Annotated in this window: 11 protein-coding genes; 9 read left to right on the top strand and 2 right to left on the bottom strand. The window is 46.8% G+C overall.

Going from position 1 to position 17788, the window contains the following annotated elements:
• The first annotated feature begins 62 nt into the window (after window positions 1-62).
• Entirely contained in the window at window positions 63-1412 is a 1350-nt protein-coding gene (locus DFR28_RS05650; RefSeq protein WP_113953288.1) for a S41 family peptidase, read from the top strand.
• A 52-nt stretch (window positions 1413-1464) separates the two neighbouring features.
• Here DFR28_RS05650 and DFR28_RS05645 read toward each other — a convergent pair whose 3' ends face one another.
• Together DFR28_RS05645 and DFR28_RS05640 are read right to left on the bottom strand one after the other, a co-directional pair.
• Complete coding sequence (locus tag DFR28_RS05645) at window positions 1465-2790, bottom strand: amidohydrolase (RefSeq protein ID WP_113953287.1); 1326 nt, start codon at window positions 2788-2790, stop codon at window positions 1465-1467.
• Between the two features lie 35 nt (window positions 2791-2825).
• Window positions 2826-3038 (bottom strand): DUF465 domain-containing protein, encoded by a 213-nt coding sequence (locus DFR28_RS05640; protein ID WP_211316878.1) that lies wholly within the window; start codon window positions 3036-3038, stop codon window positions 2826-2828.
• Between the two features lie 135 nt (window positions 3039-3173).
• On the opposite strand from DFR28_RS05640, the gene thpR reads away from it, so the two are divergent.
• From thpR to DFR28_RS05600, 8 genes are all read left to right on the top strand, one after another.
• The gene (gene thpR, locus DFR28_RS05635; protein WP_113953286.1) at window positions 3174-3743 is read left to right on the top strand and encodes an RNA 2',3'-cyclic phosphodiesterase; all 570 of its coding nucleotides are present in this window, start codon (window positions 3174-3176) and stop codon (window positions 3741-3743) included.
• Between the two features lie 7 nt (window positions 3744-3750).
• Window positions 3751-4578: a PHP domain-containing protein gene (locus tag DFR28_RS05630; RefSeq protein ID WP_113953285.1), complete on the top strand. Its 828-nt coding sequence runs from the start codon at window positions 3751-3753 to the stop codon at window positions 4576-4578.
• Between the two features lie 22 nt (window positions 4579-4600).
• Window positions 4601-7204, top strand: a complete 2604-nt coding sequence (pepN, locus tag DFR28_RS05625; protein WP_113953284.1) for an aminopeptidase N — start codon at window positions 4601-4603, stop codon at window positions 7202-7204.
• Between the two features lie 235 nt (window positions 7205-7439).
• Window positions 7440-9914: a DUF1800 family protein gene (locus tag DFR28_RS05620; RefSeq protein ID WP_113953283.1), complete on the top strand. Its 2475-nt coding sequence runs from the start codon at window positions 7440-7442 to the stop codon at window positions 9912-9914.
• Window positions 9914-11545: a DUF1501 domain-containing protein gene (locus DFR28_RS05615; protein ID WP_113953282.1), complete on the top strand. Its 1632-nt coding sequence runs from the start codon at window positions 9914-9916 to the stop codon at window positions 11543-11545. The genes DFR28_RS05620 and DFR28_RS05615 overlap by 1 nt, the downstream gene beginning before the upstream one ends.
• A gap of 42 nt (window positions 11546-11587) precedes the next feature.
• On the top strand, window positions 11588-13402 hold the full coding sequence (locus tag DFR28_RS05610) for a PQQ-dependent sugar dehydrogenase (protein WP_113953281.1): 1815 nt from the start codon (window positions 11588-11590) through the stop codon (window positions 13400-13402).
• A gap of 280 nt (window positions 13403-13682) precedes the next feature.
• Window positions 13683-16169 (top strand): DUF1800 family protein, encoded by a 2487-nt coding sequence (locus DFR28_RS05605; protein WP_170131987.1) that lies wholly within the window; start codon window positions 13683-13685, stop codon window positions 16167-16169.
• Between the two features lie 2 nt (window positions 16170-16171).
• Window positions 16172-17788, top strand: coding sequence for a DUF1501 domain-containing protein (locus tag DFR28_RS05600; RefSeq protein WP_211316877.1), 1617 nt, complete (start codon window positions 16172-16174; stop codon window positions 17786-17788).

Below are 17788 nucleotides of genomic sequence, written 5' to 3'. Positions count from 1 at the left end.
TTTCTGACAACAACCAGCTAAATGTCGACTGGCATAAACACTGACAAGATCTGTTAACTATTATGAATAAATCTACGTTCGTTTCTCTACTGGTTGGGCTAAGCCTATCTGTTACGGGGGCTCTTAGCTTGGCGCAAGACCTTGATGTGATCGACCAAAACGCGGCAGAATTACCAGCAGCTGAGCCGGATTCAAACGCGGTTAAAGAGCTAGAACCTACACCGTTACCGCTGGATCAAATACGCACTTTTGCGGATATATTCACTCGTATCAAGCTCAATTACGTAGAACCAGTTAGTGATGAAGACTTGCTGAACTACGCAATCGAAGGAATGCTAAACGGTTTAGACCCGCATTCCTCGTATCTCAAAGATGAAGGCTTCGAGGAACTCAATGAGGGAACACGCGGCGCGTTTAACGGTCTCGGTATGGAGGTCATTATGGAGGATGGTTTTGTCAAAGTAGTCGCTCCGATTGATGATACACCGGCAGACAAAGCCGGTATTCGAACCGGCGACTTGATTATTCGGATTGATGACCAAACGGTATCAGGACTCTCGTTAGAAGACGCTACTGAACAGATGCGCGGTGAGCCGGGTACGAGCATTAAATTAACCATTGTTCGTGAAGATGAGGTAGAGCCCTTCGATATCACTATTAAGCGAGCTGTGGTTCGGTTGCAGTCGGTGAAACGTAAACGTTTAAACGATGAAATAGGTTATTTACGAGTTTCTCAATTTCAAATTGCCACTGCCGAGAATTTTAGAAAAGAACTCAAAATGTTACGGGATGAGCCTAAATTTAAAGGCCTTATTCTCGATCTACGCAATAACCCCGGCGGTTTGTTAACCAGCGCAGTTTCAATTGCGGATACCTTGCTACCTGGCGGCACTATAGTCACCACCAAAGGTCGATTGGCGCAAAATGATCAAAGTTACAATGCCACGGAGTTTGATTTATTGGACGGTAAGCCGGTAATAGTACTAATTAACGCGGGCACCGCCAGTGCTGCTGAAATTGTTGCAGGAGCACTCCAAGACCATAATAGAGCACTCGTTATTGGTACCCCTTCGTTTGGTAAGGGCTCGGTGCAAACGGTTATTAATATTGGTGAAAAAGAGGCGATCAAGCTAACGACCGCTAGATACTACACGCCAGACGGTACATCCATACAAGCGGCCGGAATTAGCCCCGATGTGGCGGTAGAGTATCGAGAGTTTAGCGAGACCAAAAAAGGAATTAAGCGAATCTCTGAGAATGATTTACCTGGTCATCTAGAAAATGATTCGCGCCGTAATGAGTCGACTAAACGGCCTGAATCGAGTGAGATTGCCGAATTATTAGAGCGCGACTACCAGTTAAACGAGGCGTTTAACTTGATGCAAGGGTTGATTCTATTTAAACGAAGTTAATACCGTTTAACTTAAACTGTGCGCCAACTAACATTGGCGCACAGGTGCAAAACTATTTCTTCATTAATTCCATCAGAGCCAGCACGGTTGCTTCGACACCGCTAGTTACCGCCGGTTTCGGTGTTATTTTGAATAACGGACTGTGATGGCTAGGAACTGGTTGCCCGCCAGCATCGGCAACCTTAAAGTCTGCTTCAGGTGTGCCACCAATTCCGAAGTATACGCTCGGGATATAGGGCTCGGTGGTGAAAAACGGGTAGTCCTCAGCGCCCATCCCCTTGGTTGGTCGATCTGAGAGTATTTCCTCGCCCATATTATCAACCCAAACTTGGCGTAAGCGTTGTGCCAGTGCTGTGTCATTGATAGTCGGGGGAACGCTTTCATTTGAAATAATTACTTCTGGCAGCTTATCGTCAGGTAAACCGGCTACGCGGCCCATATTCTCGGCGATTCGTTGGATGCCGTCTAATAACGTTTTGCGGGTTTCCACACTGGTGTTTCTCACCGTTAACTGCAGTACAGCGCGATCCGAAATAATATTGTGTTTGGTGCCAGAGTGGAACGAACCCACGGTAACTACACCAGGGTCACGAGGTGGTAATTCACGAGCCACCAAGGTCTGTAAGGCCATGACTATTTGCGCGCCAAGCACTATTGGGTCTTTACCGGCATGCGGGCTAGCACCATGTGCGCCTACTCCATGAATAATAATATCTACGGTATCGGCACCAGCATAGGGGCTGTCATCGGTAACGCTAATTTTGCCTGCCTCGACACCACTGGAAACGTGGAACGCTAAGCCAAAGTCTGGTTGCCCAAAGCGTTTATACAGACTGTCTTCCATCATTGCTTTAGCGCCTAGCACACGTTCTTCAGCGGGTTGTACTATCAACATTAAGGTACCAGACCATTGGTCCTTCATTGCTTGCATGCGACGCGCGGTGCCGACCAAACTAGTAATATGTACGTCATGACCGCAGGCATGCATTACGGGTACTTCGTTGCCAGTAATGGGGTCGGCTTGCATGACTTTAGAGGCGTAACTTAAGCCAGACTTTTCTTCAACTGGTAGGCCATCCATGTCGGCTCGCATGCTAACCAGCGGGCCTTCGCCATTATTCAGTATAGCCACTACGCCGGTTCCACCAACGCCAGTGGTAACGGTAAAACCAGCATCGGTAAGCTCTTGCGCCATGCGCGCGGCGGTTTGATTTTCTACCAGACTGAGTTCAGGGTTGGCATGAAAGTGTTTAAACAGAGAGTCCAGATAACTATCGTAATCATTGTTAATCACGGTAGCAAGGCTCTCGGCATGGGCGTTAGCTGGTAGGCCAGCGAGTGACAACGCCATGGCAAGATATAAGGATGATAAACGCATTGATGGGGCTCCTAGTATTTGTGAGTCTGGACGCGTTAAGCGTGTAGGTTCGGAATGAGCCGGCTTTCAATCTTGGCGATCGAATCCTTGAGTCGTAATTTTTTCTTCTTCATGCGGCCAACTTCAAATTGATTGGATATGGCTTGTTGCATCATCTCCTCAATCGCAATATCAAGCTCTCGATGCTCTTGTTTGAGCTCAGCGAGTGCGGTCATTAAAACGTGTTTTTCAGCTTTGACTAATTGCATAGTTGGTGGCATTTATCCGTGCTCAACCGGTTTATAAATCATTCTATAGCATTCAGCGCAAACAGGTCATCAAATTTGCTGTGTGTCTTCATTACAGGTGTTATTCTTATTGTCGAACAGACTCGGTTACACACCATGACAGTACGAAGTTTTATTGCCCTCCCGATCCCCAAAGACACCGCAAATGAGTTAGGTGACGTTGCCGCGAAGATGTCATATCAAGACAAAAGTGGTGCGGTACGATGGGTTGATCAAGAAAATTATCACATCACCTTGGCGTTTTTAGGAGAACAAGAAGAAGATGAATTAGAGATTTTGGCCGAAAAGCTAGACCAGTTTTTAATCGAGCCAGAGTTTGCCGGCGTTTTTAGTCACTTAAGCCCATTTCCTGAAACCCGGCCTAAGCTATTGGCGGCGATGCTTGAGAAGAGTGATGCTGTGCGGCGCGTACACCAACAGGTGATATCGGGGATTAAGGCCGCAGACATGTTGTATGACAAGCGCAAATTTTTTCCGCACGTCACACTTGGTCGCTATCGCCATAGTAAAAAACCTTTCACTGGGTCTATACCCATGAACGCGACCTATGAGTGTCGGTTTGAAGAAGTAGTGCTTTACGAAAGCGTCCTAACCAGTAGCGGGGCTGAATATGAACCAATATATCGGTATCCATTAGATGAATTTGACCCAGAACAGCATGGTTAGTGTTTAAATGACATACGATTTGCATTGTCACTCACATTTTTCTGATGGCGAGTTAAGCCCTGCTCAGTTAGTAGCTCTGGCGGACGCGGCGGGTTTAACGCATCTCGCGTTGACCGATCATGACACCTTGGATGGCTTACCCGAAGCGCATTTTGCTGCGAAACAATTCCCCAACTTACAGATAATTGACGGGTTGGAGTTGTCGTGCACTTGGGAGAACCAACTTATTCACGTGGTAGGACTTAATGTCGACCGTAGTAATGGTTTGCTACGAGAAGGAGTAGAGCGGAATAAGCGTAGTCGAATCGCGCGCGCTGAAGCGATGTATGAGGATTTCGAGCAGCACAATATTGACCTTAGAGACGAAGTTCAAGCGATGTTATCTGAACGTGGCGTACCGACTCGGCCTCACTTTGCCGATGCCTTAATACAAAAAGGTTTAGCTAAAAATAAGAAGCAAGCATTTAAGCGATATCTAGTGCGCGGTAAGCCTGGATACATACCTATGCGATGGCCAAATCTAAGTGAGGTTGGGCAGTGGATTACGGCCGCTGGTGGAGTTGCCGTGTTAGCTCATCCAACGCGCTACAAACTAACGCGAACCAAGTTATCACGACTGATTGCAGAGATGATGGAAGCGGGGATTCAAGGTATTGAAGTATCAACTCCGATCACTGACAAGCAACAAACCGCTATGTTGGGGGATCTTGCAATGCAGTTTGGTTTACTAGCGTCTGTAGGTTCTGATTTTCATGCCAACGACCAACCGTGGGCTCGGCTCGGCGCAGCGCAACCATTATCTAAGCAATTGACCCCAGTTTGGTCGCAATTTTAACCCCAATATTAATAATCCAACTATGCTGGAAACTGACGTGTCACCAACAAATATAAACCCAACAATCTATTTAAAGGATTATCAAAAGCCAGAATTTTTAATACCCGAGGTGATGTTGGATTTTGCCTTAAACCAGGCCTCGACCCTTGTAGTTGCAACGATGCAAGTAAAGCGATCTAGCGGGTCAGGCACGCCGTTGGTGTTACACGGTGAAAAGATGCAGTTGGTTTCGCTAGCAATTAATGGCAAGACCTTGAGTGACGCTGAGTATCAAATAGACGCTGAGTCACTGACAATCTTAAACGTGCCTGACGCCTTCGAGTTAGAAGTGCAAACTGAATTACTTCCGCACTTGAATACGGAGTTGTCTGGTTTGTATCAATCGAGCGGTAACTTTTGCACACAATGTGAGGCAGAAGGGTTTCGGCGGATAACTTATTTTCTGGATCGGCCCGACGTATTGTCGGTGTATCGCGTTCGTCTCACCGCCGATGTTGTGGATTGCCCAGTATTGCTGTCTAACGGTAATCCGGTCGCCAGCGGACGTAATGACGATAATACGCACTGGGCAGAATGGTTCGACCCGCATCCCAAGCCAAGCTATTTATTTGCTCTAGTGGCAGGAAACTTAGAGCATGTAACCGACCATTTTACGACCGCGTCAGGTAATAAGGTTGAGCTGAATATTTACGCACAGCAACACAATATTGAGAAATGCGACCATGCAATGGCGTCGCTAAAAAAGTCGATGCGGTGGGACGAAGACGTTTACGGTCGCGAGTATGATCTAGATATTTATAATATTGTTGCAGTCGATGACTTCAATATGGGCGCGATGGAGAACAAAGGCCTCAATGTTTTCAACTCAAAATACGTACTTGCAAACCAAGATACAGCCACCGATTTAGATTACGAAGGCATTGAGAGTGTGATCGCACACGAATACTTCCATAATTGGTCGGGTAACCGAGTTACCTGTCGCGACTGGTTTCAATTGAGTCTCAAAGAAGGCTTTACGGTATTTCGCGATCAAGAGTTTAGTGCCGATATGGGTTCTCGAGCGGTAAAGCGAATTCGTGACGTACAATCATTACGAGCGTTTCAGTTCAAAGAGGATGCTGGGCCCATGGCTCATCCGGTGCGACCCGACTCATATCAAGAGATTAATAACTTCTACACATCCACCATTTATCAAAAGGGCGCGGAAGTAATTCGCATGATGCGAGAGTTGGTTGGAGTCGAAGGCTTCCGTCGTGGTACCGACTTGTATTTTGACCGCTTCGATGGGCAGGCCGTTACCACCGAAGATTTTGTTACCTCGATAGAGCAGGCTAATGACATTGATCTGGCTCAATTCCGCTTGTGGTATACCCAGTCCGGTACACCGAGTATTCGTGTGCAGCAATCGTATACTGATCAAACCCTAACCTTGACGATTCAGCAAAGCTGTCCAGCAACACCAGGCCAAGATCGCAAACGCCCATTTCAAATGCCATTATGTATTGCACTACTGCTGCCATCTGGTGAAAAAGTGTTGCAACAAACTCTGGTGTTAACTGAAGATGAGCAATCGTTTGAATTCAGTGGTTTGCCGGAGCAACCGGTAGTTTCGATGCTACGCGGGTTCTCGGCTCCGGTAAAATTGGAATATAACCAGTCTGACGACGAACTACTTACATTGGTCAGTTTTGATGATGACGGGTTTGTGCGGTGGGAGGCGATGCAACGGTTATGCCTAAAGCTTTTACTACCGGCTGTCGAGAATGGCAGTATAAATGAAGCAGCGTATTCGCGAGTCCGCGACGCATTTTTGAAATTATTGACTGAGCCATGTCATGACAAAGCGATGCTGGCAGAAATGCTGTCGTTGCCGACTGCTAGCTACTTAGCTGAGTTGAGTGAGGCCATTGAACCGCGTCAAATTAGTTTGATTCGCCAGCAATGTGTTCAGCGCTTAGCAAAAGACTTGGAGTCACCATTTCACACGGTATACGCACAACAAGGGCAGAACACTGATTTCTCGCTCGATGCTGAGTCGATGGCAAGCCGGTCGTTAAAGAATCGAACATTAATGTATTTGGTTGCTACTGGACAGCCAGCCTATTATGCGCTCGCCAGTCACCAGTATCACGCCGCTAACACGATGACAGATCGGCTTTCGGCCTTTACCGCGCTAGTGCATTCTTCTTATCCTGATCGGCAGGCTTTGATAGACCATTTTTACCAACAATGGAAAGATGATCCGTTAGTCATGGATAAGTGGTTTGCTATGCAAGCGATCGCACCACGCGATAATTTATTGCCCGATATTGAGCAACTAATGAGCAACCCGACTTTTTCTATCAATAATCCAAACAAGGTTAGATCGTTGATTGGGGCATTTACTAGCAACTTGTTAGCGTTTCACCAACAAGATGGAGCGGGCTACAAGTTCTTGGTAGATTGTGTAATTCAATTGAACACGATCAATCCACAGGTCGCGGCGCGCTTGATAAGCACAATAAATAATTGGCGGCGTTATGCGCAACCTTATCAGAGTTTGATGTGCACTCAACTCGAGAGGTTGGCGAATGAGAATGGCTTAGCCAGTGACGTGACAGAAATTGTCAGCAAAGCTTTGAAGTGATTTTGTTGTCGGCGGTGTTGCTGGTTTAACCGTCAACACCGCTTAAAATAAGGCTTTTCGGTGTGTCTTATATGAGGCTCTTGCAATAACTAAAATAAATTTAACTTATTGCATTACCGTTGGGTTAATATTTTATCGGGTTTTTGGTGTTGTTAGGTTAGGGGTGTAGTGTGTGGCCGATTCGACTCAAACGTAAGGTCATACAGGTGAATTAACCCTACCTGGTATCTGATCAATGAAAAGTTTGCTGGTTCGCGGTCGCTTGACCCACTATAGGCAACTGCTTAGGCTACTCAGTCGACCCGCTTTGTTATTGCTGATCTCCATCAGTTTTGCGTCGACTTCACATGCGCAAGCTAGTGATCAAGACAAGCAATTAGCCGCTATTATGAGTGTCATCAACTCCTATCTACTCATTGGGCGAGAAGAGCCAATTGCTAGGCCAATTGGTACGGCTGTCGAGTTGGATTTGAACGAGTTAGTGAATGGAACGTTTCAGGTTTCCAATACTCAGCCAGTGTTCGCACAGTTTGAGCTGCAAGATCAAGCGATTGAACTGTGTTTTGATTTAACTTCCAGTAATGCCAACAATGCTGATATTTCGGTTGCCGTTAATGGCGAACCGGCGCTTGGCGTTATCGGCAAGGATAATTGTTACCTGATTACCGAGCCCGATCAGCGGCTGATCAATTACATTGTTATTTCAACCTCAACACCTGGCGTAACAATCTCTGTGTCGCGCGTTGAACTCGCCGCTACCGCACAATCAGTTGGTGGTTTTAATCGACTGACACGTGGACAATGGAATGAAAGGGCGGTGCGTAAAGTTCTTAAGATATTTGCCTTTGGTGGTCATGCGCGCGACGCGCAAATTCGTTTGTGGGCCGATCTGGATCCGGAGTTAGCGATTGTAGAGATGCTTAATTTTGACAAGCATAACTTAAAGCTTTCACCGCTTGCCGTTGGTGAAAACTACACTGAAACAACCACCGAACCAGGAATTGGTACACTCCTTGGGTTTCAAAATTACCTGTCTAGCTCGAGTTCAAATTTACCTATTCCGGTAGCAAACCGAACTCAATATGGGCTCAATGGTTATAACTTTGATGATGCTTACGGTCGCATGATTACCGTGCGTGGACTAAACCCATTTCGTCAGCGAATTGGGTTTTGGGAAACCAATTATCATTTGGCGGTTAACCGTGATGCCAGCGTGGATCGTGACCAAATTGCTGCCTACTACGACATTATCATGGACGCTCATGAGTCAGGAATTCCTTATCACCAGGTAATGGGCGTGGCGGCCAAGTCTGCGGCGGTTGCTGAGCAGTATGGTCATGACCGCAATCAATGGGTTTATGATCGAAACCTTGATGACTATATTTGTAAGTGTAACGATGATTTTGCGCGTGAGATTCATCAGCTATTTTACGGAATCTTTGGGGTAGACGATCCGCACCACGAAGATGGAACAATCCGCGAGACATCTAAAATGCTAACGGATATGCCGATTGATAATACCGATGGACCAAACGACAACATTGCCGTGGTATTCGGCACTAGCCGTCATCACACTGACGATTTAACTATTTTAGGTCACACAATCAGCGGCACTGATGCTAGTCAAAAAATCGACAACTTAATGCCGATCTCGATTATGCATCCAGAGAGTCTGAAGAATTTGCCGGTAATGATTATCTCAGTACTAGCTGACGACAACATGTCTGATGCGAAGGCTGATAAGATTCGAGCTGCGTGGGCTGGTATGGGGCAAAACAAAGTCTTTCTGGATTTTATTCGCGCCTACGCAATATCTACGTTATTTCATAGTAAAGCTCAATTTAAGTACTTCACTTCACACGAACGTGCTTTGTATATGGCAAACAAGCACAACCTCGATAATCTAGAAGCATTTTTCGGTGGCGCAAGCTACAGCGGTAGAGCGGGCAAGTCGGTTGGGTCGGTAATATCCGATGACGCCGCAGGAGAGTTTTTTCGACCATTGCACAACGTTTTCGGGGCGCAAACATCGTATGAAGCATCAGATTCGGCATTGGCCTTTGAGAATAATTTCAATCTGCTTACCGATGATGAGTATCGAATTCGCGATGCCGTGTCGTGTAGTAGTTGTGACCAAGGCCAGCCCTGGGAGAAAAAGTGGAGTACCGTATTACCACGCCGTGCCGACAATCAGTTTTATGTGGCCGATGTGGCGGCTTGGTTGTGGAACCACGCGGTAGGAAACTTTGATAATTACACTGAGCTAGAAAAAGCGCATCTCTATTCCTTTTTGGGCGCGGCAAGGAATAATCCTAACCAAACTAGCGACGGTGACTACGCGATGGATTTCAATCTACTCATGTGTATGGCTGAGGACTACAAGGTCAAAGAAGAGACCAACTCTGTACCGCTCTCAGACATGTTGTATCAAGGAAATTGGGACAATTATTGTCGTCAGAATGACGACGATGTAAGTGGCTACAGTAGTGTTGAGCGTGCGGCACTTAATCGTGTGTATAGCGGTCAACAAATCATGGAAAACCCAACCGCACAAGACTTATTAAGCCAACTAGGGAATATGACCTTACCGTTGGAAACCACAGATGGTAGCAATGGCGGTGCAGAACTCCGCAAACACGCTCGAGAACGCATAAGTAATGCACTTGGATTTATTTTTACTACGCCATTCGTTTTCGCGGAGGGTCAATAATGAATACGAACAATTTTAGTCGAAGACAGTTTCTTCAATCTGCGCTCTGCAGTGGTCTATTGTATGGTACTGGCGCCTTACCATCGGTGATTTCATCGGCCAGCGCGCTACCAGCGCCGTTACAAAATCGCTTATTAGTCAATTTGAACTTAAGCGGCGGACCAGATTTGCGGCATTTGATCGTGCCGGCGTATGACTCAACGCCGGATAGTTTTGGTGCAAAGTATTGGAAACACCGAGATCGTGCGCACCAGCTAGCATCAACCGGCGTAACCGCGCAACAACGATGGGAGCAAGATTACTATCCAATTACTGTTGGTGGCCAAGGATGGTCGTCCGGCATGGTTGACCCCGGCAATCTCAACGGTGGCACCACGTTTGGTATTTGGCGTGAAGCCGGTTGGTTAATCGATATGGTGCGGAGCGGTAATGGGGCGTTAATATTCAATGCCGTAGGCGGCACCAACCGGGCTCACGATTTATCGAGTTTAATGTTGAGTCAGGGCAATGTTCTGTCAGAGCTAAACGATAGAGACCGATCAGGTTGGGGCGGCCGAGTAGCTCGATCAGCTGGCGGAAATTCTATTTCTTTGACTAGCACGCCAAGTTCATTTTGTTTTGGCCCTAAAGGGTTAGCTCCAAACTATAATCCAAATGCTATAGACAACTTTGATCTTATTTCTGTAGAAGATTCGCGTGATATAGGCTTGTTTGATTTTAATATCGAGTCAAATCAGTTTTACGATTTTGATGACAAAATGGCGCGTGCAGCGAAGAGTTATTACGCTGGACTTCGTCAAGAACGTGTAGCCAGTGTGTATCAAAAATTCATGGACCATGAGGCCAAGGTTCGCGAGTTTGGTGAGCTCATTCAAGGTCGACTTGTTACGGTTCCGATCCCTGATGTAGTTCAAGCGTTATACAGCAATATCAATGGTATTAATATTGATCCGAATGATTCAGGTAGTACCGGGCGCCGCGTATTACGTCAACGGCACTTGGGCTATCAAATCCGTAATTTATACGACATTGTGGCAGCCAATGACTTGTTAACCCCGAGTGTAATGTCGATGAGTTATGGCAGTTGGGATAGCCACGGAAATCAACGCCAAGTGCCATCAATTTTGGCCTCAGATCCACACAACCCTGATGTTGGTCGTGGTATCGAGAATGGTCTTAAAGACATTTTCGGTGGTCAATACGGTAATAACCCAAGTGATGCGTCAGCCTTTCACAGTGGCTTTTCTGCGCTATATGCGAGCTTACCTCAAGCGGATCGCAATAAAATAGTGATTACTATCGCTGGTGAGTTTGGCCGACAAATCCGCGACAACGGAGATGCTGGAACGGATCATGGCAAAGGCAATCTAATGTTGGTATTGGGCGAAGGTGTGCGTGGTGGCGTATATGGCGAAATGTTTCCAGATGACGAAGTCGATAAATACGACAATACTAGTTTACGCACACCAGATATCGACCCACGCAGTGAGATCGACACATTCTTTTCGAAGGTCAGTGATTGGGTTGCGCCGGGTTCGGCTAATGCTGTGTTTCCGCGTATGGCCTCGAGCTATGCCGGAGAGGCGCCATTGCTAGAGTTACCCGGTTTGTTTGACAACTTGATGAGCTAGCGGCTTATGCCTCACTTCAATTTTGATTACCGAGAAGAATAGATGAAACTTCGTTGTTTGTGCTTGTCGATCGCTGTTGGCTCAACCATGTTTACCACCAGCCCAACGGTTCAAGCCCGTTTAGCCTATCTGGGCGCGTGGCAAAATTACTATCCGACTTCTACGTCAGATGATATTCAGTGCCAGTTATGTCATCAAAATGCTGACGGGGGCTCTCCTTGGAATGCCTATGGTTGGGAACTAAGGGAAATCTTCTTAGGTAATGACGCAACGACCATTGAAGAGGCATTTATATTAACCGAAGCATTGGTGCTGGATAACAACCCTTTGGGAGCCGAGGTGTATGATGAAATTATCAGTAATTTTCAACCGGGTTGGAGTGACGGTGCGGTCAACTCAGTGTTCCATCAAGCTGGTGATGCTGAAATAGAAACAACCAATCAGCAACCAGCACCGTTACCGATGACCGGAACAACCGCTTACGATTTTCCACCAAAGCTAGAAGACCCGATCCCCGAAGACATTCCAGTCGGTGCGATTGACCTGGGTTTAGTCGAGGTTGCCAGTGGCTTTAATGCGCCGGTCAGGGCCGTTAGTGCACCAGGCATCAACGGCAGTATTTTTGTGGTGGAACAAACTGGTCGTATTTATCGAGTTGAGCTAGCAACTGGGCAAAAAACTTTATTTCACACTGTGCAAGCCGACTTGGTGCCAATCAATCAAAATGGTGATGAACGCGGTCTACTTGGTTTAGCATTTCATCCAAATTATCAAAATAATGGCCTGTTCTATACGTATCAGTCGGAACCGGTCGATCAGTCTGAGAGTGCTGACTTTACTGTGTCTATGCCGCCAGGCCGCGAGATACTGCACCGGTCAAAGGTGGTCGAGTACCGCGCCTCAAATGCGAGTTGCAACTCAGCTATTCGTAAAACCCGAACCGTGATGAGTATTGATCAGCCGCAAAATAACCACAATGGTGGTGATATAGCATTCGGCGCCGACGGTCATCTGTACATCTCATTAGGTGATGGTGGTAACCGAAATGACTTAGGGCCAGGGCATGGTGTACTCGGTAATGGGCGTGACAATACCACTATACTGGGCAGTATTTTGCGCATTGCGCCATTGAGCAATAATGCCGCCAATGGTCAATACGGAATCCCCGCTGACAACCCATTTGTCGGCAACGGTAACGCCGGTATCGATGAAATTTTTGCTTATGGGTTTCGTAATCCTTATCGCATCTCATTTGATGCGGCAACTGGTGAGTTGTATACCGGTGACGTGGGGCAATACGAAGTTGAGGAGATCAATAAGGTCATTAAAGGCGGGAACTATGGCTGGAATTGGAAGGAGGGCAGCTTCTTTTTCTACACGCCCACTATTGGTATTGATGCGTATGTAAGCTCGGTAGCTTCCCCGAATTCGCCCAACGATTTAATCGACCCAATTGGTCAATATGATCATGATGAAGGTATTTCCGTGATTGGTGGTTATGTGTATCGAGGTTCCGAAATCACCGAGCTAGCTGGTCAGTATGTATTCGGTGATTTTCTTAAACCGTTGCTGTATTTGAATCCGTCAAACAATCAGATTAGTAAGTTCCGGTTGGTGAATCAGTTGTCTGGATACATAACTGGTTTCGGTCAAGACAATGAAAACGAGCTATATGTGGTCACAAACAATCTCACCAGTCCTGCTGGCGCTGATGGGAAACTGCTTCGTCTGATTGATCCTTCGGTGGCTCACACTTTTCCAAGCGCCGTCGAAGAGACCTCAGTTTGCCCTGCAGACCCAGATTTTTGCGTCCCAATAATTACTAAGACACAAGCCGTTTCACTGGTTTGTCTGTGACGGATTTTGTCACTAAATAGGACTGTCGCTAGGGCGAACACCAGTAGCGCTATGGAATGTGTGCTAAAAACCGAGTGTTTATGCAGTTTTGCGCTATTGACACATAGCGTCAGTGCAGTCGATGAAAAGCAGACAGGTGTCAATTATTAACTAAAGGTAAACTATATTTGGTTTTAGTTTGGGGTTGCTGTGGTAGGGAACTAACAAATAACTCATGCGAGCATCCGTATTGGCTCGTGTATGTAATTACAAACTACAGTGGTAACTGCAAATGCTTACTATGTTAGCCCCTAAGCGGGTTGGTTGGTCTTCGGTGTATCTATCTATTCGCTGGTTGAAAACAACGGTATTGGTTTTGATCATTATGTTGATGCTGGTAGCGACTTTGCCTGCCAGTGCTCAGCTCAATCACGCCGAGCGGCAAAAAATAACCGCAGTCATGAGCGTGATAAACTTGTATCTACTAGATCAAGTTTCGTCCTACCAACTCACTCTAGGGCAGCTCGAGTCCTCGTCGGTAAGCATTAGTAGTGATTTCGAAGCCACTTTCGACGCGCAGGCGCACGACATTGAGGTTTGTTTTATATTGCAACGTAGCGGTGCGTTTAACCCAGGCAACTTCAGTTTTAGCATTAATGGTGTACCGCAATTGGCCGATAACCAAGCGACCCTCGGTGAAAATTGTTATCTGCTACCGGTTAATCAACAGCTTGCCACCAATACGCTTCTATTCGCAGTTAACCCAGGAACAACGGTACGGCTATCGCGGGTTGGAATTGAGCCTGCAGTGCAAACACGCCTCGGACTCCAAAGGCTAACGCGCAGTGGTTGGGATGAGCAAGCGGTGCGCAAAGTATTAAAGATATTTGCTTTTGGTGGTCATGCGAGTGATGCCCAAATTCTCGAGTGGTCATACATGCGGCCGCGAGTGGCGATTACTCAAATGCTGAACTTCAACGAGCATAACCAGCGCTTATCCCCTATGTCGCGCGGTGAAACCTATACTGAGACAGCACACTCACATGGCACGCTACGCGGGTTCTTTGACTACATCGGTTCCAGCACTTCAAATATCCCGATCCCGGTTGAGCAACGAGAGTATCTGTCGATTGATGGATATCGCTTCGATTCAACGTTTAGTCGCATGATCGCTATGCGCGGATTAAATCCATTTCGCCAACGCATTGGTTTTTGGGAGACCAACTATCACCTCGCCACGAACTTAGATGCAGGCGTTAGTCGTCGGCAGATGGTTCAGTACTATGATGAGATTATGCAGGCTCATGAGGCACGCTTGCCTTATCACGAAGTAATGGGTGTGGCGGCTAAGTCAGCGGCAGTCGCTATGCAGTACGGCCACCGTCGGAATCAGTGGGTACAACGAGATGGTGAGTGGGTCTGTGAGTGCAATGACGACTTTGCGCGAGAAATTCACCAATTGTTCTATGGCATATTTGGCGCTAGTGATCCACATCACGAAGATGGCACGATTCGTGAAACAGCCAAAATGCTGACCGATATGCGAGTTCCCTACATAGATACCTTTGGGTTTGATATCAGCGTGTCGTTTGAGCAAGAACGCCATCATCTAGATGACTTAACTATATTGGGTACGACGATTACTGGTAGCGATGCCAGCGCCAAAATTGATAACTTGATGCCAGTTTCAATCATGCATCCAGAAAGTTTGTTCAATTTACCTGTCACCATTATCAGTGATTTGGCGGATGACAATTTGAATGAGGCGAGACGAGATCAAATACGGGCAGCGTGGGCCGCTTTAGGGCCAAATAAGGATTTTCTCACGTTTATACATATTTATGCGACGTCTAACTTGTTTCATAGCCCGGATCAATTCAAGTACTTAACCAGTTTTGAGCGCGCCTTTTATACGGCTAACAAGTTCAATATTGATAATATCGAAGCGTTTTTTAGTAACGATTATTACAATGGTCTCGATGGAAATGCTGGTCGTGAGGTCGACGGAGTATTGGAGGGAGACAACTCAAATGAGGTGTTTCGGCCGTTACATAATGTGTTTGGTGGCCAGACCTCGCAAGAAGCCTCTGATTCTGCGGTGGCGTTTGAGAAAAACTACAACCGTAGCGCTACACCTGAAGAATGGCAGTTCCGAAATCAGCTACCAATAGAATGTGAAACCTGTGATCAGGGCTTGGCCTGGCAAAAGGATTGGACCAAAATTATTCCACCAGTAAATGGTGGTTATAGCGCGGATTACGTGGCGCGCTGGCTATGGATGCATGCGGTTGGCTCATTTGATAACTATACGGAATTAGAGCGCGCGCACCTGTTAGCAATTTTGGGAGCTAACCGTTTAGCAAATACGACTCCCGGTGAAGATCCAGAATACTATTGGCAAATCGGTCAACGTTATCCGTTTTTCGATATTAATTTCTTGTTGTGTATACGAGAAGATCGCCGAGAAAATGGTATTTCCAATAACAGTTTGGCCGATATTATGTCGTTTCAGTCATGGAACAACTATTGCTTGTTCAATTATGACGGCGAGCCCAATTACGCAGAGCACGAAAGACAAGCATTCGAGCTTAGTTTCAGTGGTGACGAGTTGCAAAATAGTAATCAAGATCCGTTTCCTTATCTCAGAGGTTTGATGGCTGAATTAGCCGTTGCGCCAGTAGCACTGACTAGTAGCGATGCGATACAAAAGCGCCGCGCCAATGAGCGTGTACAGGCAGCTATAGCCTTCATTTTTGCTACACCATACGTGTTCGCGGAGGGCCAATAATCATGGATAGACGTCAATTTTTACAATCATCTTTATACACAAGTCTGTTATTTGGAGCGGGTTCTTTACCGCGTTTCGTTAACGATGCAATCGCTGGTTTCGAGCCTTTAGAAAACCGACTCTTGGTTAATCTATTGTTAGAGGGCGGCCCGGATTTTCGCCATCTAATTGTTCCGGAGTTCGACAGTAACACCAATAGCTTTGGTTACCAGTATTGGAGTCACCGCTGGCGATCGCATGATCTATCAGAGAACCCAACAAGCTGGCAGCAACGTTGGAATGATGACTATTATCCGATCACAGTCGGTGCCGGTAACTGGACTGGTGGTTTGGCAGATCCCGCGAATATCAACAGTGGTGTAACGTTTGGAATTTGGCGAGAGGCCGGTTGGTTAATCGACATGTTTCGCGCTGGCAATGTGGCGGTTGTGTGTAATGCCGTGGGGGGTACTAACCGAGCACATGACTTATCTACGTTGCAGCTAAACCAAGGAAACGTACTGTCTGGGCTGAATAATGGCGATCGTTCTGGTTGGGGCGGAAGGTTAGCGCGTTCCGCTGGCGGTAATATGATTTCAGTTACTAATACGCCTAGTGGTTTCTGCTTTGGTCCACAGGGGCTTGCTCCAAACTATGATCATAATGCGATCGATAATCGTGACCTAATTGCGGTGCAAAACTCTCGCGAAATCGGGCTGAATGAGTACGATTTAACGCAAAATCAGTTTTATCGGCCACAAGATAAAATGGCGCGGGCGCTCAAGAATTACTATCAAGGTGCACGGAACGAACAGGTCAGTGAGGCGTACGAAAAATTCATGGATCATGAGAGTAAGGTCCGAGAGTTTGGTCGACGTATTCGAGAACAATTGGCTGATTTACCAGAACCACCGCATATAGAGGCGTTGCATCGAGCTATTTCAATTGATGGCGTTCCGGTCAACCCTAATGCCAATAATGAAGCACGCCGAGTACTGCGTAATGGCTACGGATTTGGCCGACAAATACGCAATCTCTATGACGTGTGCGCGGCTAACCACATACTCGACGTTCGGGCTGTGTCTATGAGTTACGGTGGTTGGGACAGCCATGGAGATCAGCGGCAAGGTGCTAACGCACAAGATGTTAATGACCCCGATCTTAATCGTGGTATTGAAAACGGTTTCAAGGATATTTTTGGTGGACGGTACGGCAATACTCCGGTCGACGGCAATGCGCTACATGGTGGCTTTTCTGCATTGTGGGCTGAAATGAACTCACTAGACCTAGATAAAATGGTGATTACTGTTGCTGGCGAATTTGGCCGACAGATTCGCGACAATGGGGATGGTGGTACCGATCACGGTAAAGGTAATATCATGTTCGTAATCGGCGAGCGAGTTAATGGTGGTGTGTATGGAGAGTTATTCCCTGAAGCCGAAATTGATAAGTACGATGACCTGTCGCTAAATACGCCCGATATTGATCCTCGCACTAGCATTGATCCGCTGTTCGCGTCGGTTTGTGATTGGGTTGCGCCTAATTCAGGCAGCGTTGTGTTTCCGCGTACAGCTCCAGGCTACATCGGTGAAGCTGCAATTATTGAGTCCGCCGGTATGTTTGCCAGCTTGTTGAGTTAG

It is taken from the genome of Arenicella xantha (assembly GCF_003315245.1).
Taxonomy (GTDB): domain Bacteria; phylum Pseudomonadota; class Gammaproteobacteria; order Arenicellales; family Arenicellaceae; genus Arenicella; species Arenicella xantha.
This window is presented reverse-complemented; position numbering and strand designations above follow the sequence as displayed.

Coding starts and splice junctions, on each gene's coding strand:
- DFR28_RS05650 (WP_113953288.1), top strand. CDS start 63: ATGAATAAATCTACGTTCGTTTCTCTACTGGTTGGGCTAAGCCTATCT.
- thpR (WP_113953286.1), top strand. CDS start 3,174: ATGACAGTACGAAGTTTTATTGCCCTCCCGATCCCCAAAGACACCGCA.
- DFR28_RS05605 (WP_170131987.1), top strand. CDS start 13,683: ATGTTAGCCCCTAAGCGGGTTGGTTGGTCTTCGGTGTATCTATCTATT.
- pepN (WP_113953284.1), top strand. CDS start 4,601: ATGCTGGAAACTGACGTGTCACCAACAAATATAAACCCAACAATCTAT.
- DFR28_RS05610 (WP_113953281.1), top strand. CDS start 11,588: ATGAAACTTCGTTGTTTGTGCTTGTCGATCGCTGTTGGCTCAACCATG.
- DFR28_RS05645 (WP_113953287.1), bottom strand. CDS start 2,790: ATGCGTTTATCATCCTTATATCTTGCCATGGCGTTGTCACTCGCTGGC.
- DFR28_RS05640 (WP_211316878.1), bottom strand. CDS start 3,038: ATGCAATTAGTCAAAGCTGAAAAACACGTTTTAATGACCGCACTCGCT.
- DFR28_RS05630 (WP_113953285.1), top strand. CDS start 3,751: ATGACATACGATTTGCATTGTCACTCACATTTTTCTGATGGCGAGTTA.
- DFR28_RS05620 (WP_113953283.1), top strand. CDS start 7,440: ATGAAAAGTTTGCTGGTTCGCGGTCGCTTGACCCACTATAGGCAACTG.
- DFR28_RS05615 (WP_113953282.1), top strand. CDS start 9,914: ATGAATACGAACAATTTTAGTCGAAGACAGTTTCTTCAATCTGCGCTC.
- DFR28_RS05600 (WP_211316877.1), top strand. CDS start 16,172: ATGGATAGACGTCAATTTTTACAATCATCTTTATACACAAGTCTGTTA.